Below are 2735 nucleotides of genomic sequence, written 5' to 3'. Positions count from 1 at the left end.
GGATTGGGAGCTTTGTTGACGATAATATAACTTCCCACCGGTGTTGTCGACAGCATTTTTCCGACAGCGATCGGATATGCTTTTTGCAAGTTTTCATTTTTAAAAAGCCGGAGCTTGCGGTTATTTAAGGAGATATCAATTCGGTAAGGAATGGTACTCGCCTCTGGGAAACCCGGGATATTAATTCGTTGGCCAGGATAAATGAGGTTCGGATTAATTGTAGGATTTGCTTGGATGATGGCTTGGAGAGGCGTCCGGTAATCGCGGGAAATCTGAGTGAGTGTTTCACCTTTTTTGACCGTGTGCAGCATGTTGGCACCTCCGATAGTCTGTATTCCTACATTCTATGTGAGCGAGCGTTTTTATTTCGTCCCGATCCACGATGAAACTTTAGCAATTTCACTAGTACTTATGACAATCCGGGTAGAAGGGTTTTTTGGCTTCTGGGGGAATCCCCCTTCAAAAACACCTACTTTTTTCACTGTTATCCTCTAATAAATGGCAGAAAGTAAAACAGAATGCTCCTATGAGATGAGAGCTTTCGACCCTTTTTTGTAAATCATTCGTAAATTCAGAAAATGTCCTCCTGGGTTATGTTATTTTAAAAGCTGTGAGCATAATTCAAGGGAGGCGAAGCAACGTGAAATTACATAAAGGACTGGCTTTTTTATTGATATTTATGGTAGTAGTTTCAGGAGCTCCAGGTCTAAAACACACGGAAGCGGCGACTACTCAGGATGTCGTGATTAGTGAAATTGCCTGGATGGGGACAGATGTCAGCTACAACGACGAGTGGATCGAGCTTTATAACAATACTTCATCGAGTATTTCGGTAGATGGCTGGACATTGAATACAACGGATGGCTCACCGGCGATTCAGCTGTCTGGTACGATTCCAGCTGGCGGCTATTATTTATTAGAAAGAACGGATGACTCTACGGTTTCCAGTGTAGCAGGGGATATCATTTATACTGGTTCATTAAGTAATTCTGGAGAAACACTTGAACTTCGAGATGAAAATCAAACCCTCTTAGATTCTGTGAATGCTTGGTATGCGGGAGAAAATGCATCGAAAGCAACAATGGAACGAAAAGATACAACGGTAAGTGGTACGGAGGCAACGAACTGGTTTACGTCAACCTCTACATATACAGAAGGCCTTGGTTCTCCAGCCTCAGGTGGGGAAACAGCCGGTTGTCCTGCAGGGGAACAATTGAATCAAGTATCTGAAGATCCTGGAAGCATTAATGTATATTTTAACAAGTGTGCGTATGATGAATACGCGAATACAGGAAATGAAGCGAACTACAATGTGAATTTAGAAGATCGTCTTATCAACCGGATTGAAAGTGCCACGACTTCTATAGACTTGGCTACGTATGAAATTAATTTGCCAAATGTCATTGATGCATTAGTCGCTAAAGCAGCAGAAGGAGTGGACGTACGGGTCATTGCGGACGCGAAGGATGGAAGTGACCCTCATTATACGGAACGCTACCAAACAATGCGTCTTTATGTAGAAGAGTTGGTTCGAGGAGCGGATGACAAGATCGGGACGAGTGACGATGTGCACGTATTTTCGGATTCTGTCATGTTTGCTGTTGAAGATCAGGCCCTAAGAGAGCAACATGCTCTTCCTACTACCGTGACAGGAATGAATGAAGTGACCGTTGACGTGGGCAGCTCAACTAAGACAGGCTATAAGCTTGTGGATGCTGAACAAAAAAATGATGGCAGTTATTACTCTCCTGGAAATCAAATGCACAATAAGTTTGCAAACATTGACGGGAAATGGGTGTTCACAGGCAGCTGGAACTTCACTGTGACAGGTCTTTATGGTTCGGAAACAAACATGCAAAATGACGTTCTAGGCGGCAATACTCAGCATGTCGTAGAGCTGAATTCAACAGCGCTATCTGATGTATTCAAAACAGAATTCGATGAAATGTGGGGAAGTGATGGACTGAGTCCTGATCCTGCAGCTTCGAACTATCATGGTCGTAAGACGGACAATACAATTCATACGGTGAACGTAGGCGGCAAGGAAGTAGATGTCTATTTCTCCGCGGGAGATGACGCCGTAGGTCAAATGACTTCCTATGTAAAAAATGAAGCCGACTATAGCAGTTATTTCACGATTTTCGCCTGGAGTGATCAAGAACTCGTCAATGAACTGAAAAACAAGTGGGAAGGCTCCTACAATGATTTGGAGGGGAGCTTGACTGGTTTTGATGTTAAGGGTGTCTATGATGAAAGCTTCTGGAACCAGTGGTGGTCCGCATCGATTGAGATGACAGGGCGTACAGCTTCTCAGGAGTCAACGAATAATCCGAACATACGCTGGAATAATCCCGCTCCTGTTTATGAAGATAATGAAGACCGCAAGATGCATGCGAAAACGATGTTGATCGATGCTGATCATCCAAGTAGTGATCCGACAGCAATCGTCGGCTCAACAAACTGGAGTACGAATGGTAATGATATCAATGATGAGAATATGTTGTTCATTCATGATTCAGCGGTGACGAATCAATTTTTACAAGAGTTTTATGCACGTTACGATTCGGCAGGAGGCATGATCCCTAATCCATAAGCAAAAGGCAGTTTAAATCTCTTTGGTGCTTGTCTATTATTCAACAAAAGCTCCCGATTGTTGAAGACTAAGTTTCGAGACCTTTTCATGTTCCCGTTGCCTTGGATAGAAAAAGGAGGTCCGGGAAATCACTCGCTTTCCA

The 2735-nt window shown here is 43.4% G+C and carries 2 protein-coding genes; one reads left to right on the top strand and one right to left on the bottom strand.

Annotated elements, in window-relative coordinates; genetic code table 11:
• Positions 1–311 (bottom strand): LysM peptidoglycan-binding domain-containing protein (locus LD39_RS18710; protein ID WP_035551637.1); only part of this gene is annotated, 311 nt, incomplete at its 3' end.
• 329 nt (positions 312–640) lie between these two features.
• Between LD39_RS18710 and LD39_RS18705 the strand changes: the two genes are divergently transcribed.
• Positions 641–2593 carry a phospholipase D-like domain-containing protein gene (locus LD39_RS18705; protein WP_231572617.1) on the top strand — a complete coding sequence of 651 codons (1953 nt, stop codon included), beginning with the start codon at positions 641–643 and terminating at the stop codon, positions 2591–2593.
• The last annotated feature ends 142 nt before the right edge of the window (positions 2594–2735 follow it).

The organism is Halobacillus sp. BBL2006, assembly GCF_000786645.1.
Classification (GTDB): Bacteria; Bacillota; Bacilli; order Bacillales; family Halobacillaceae; genus Halobacillus.
Note: the sequence above shows the minus strand (reverse complement) of the source record. Positions and strands in the feature narration are given on the sequence as shown.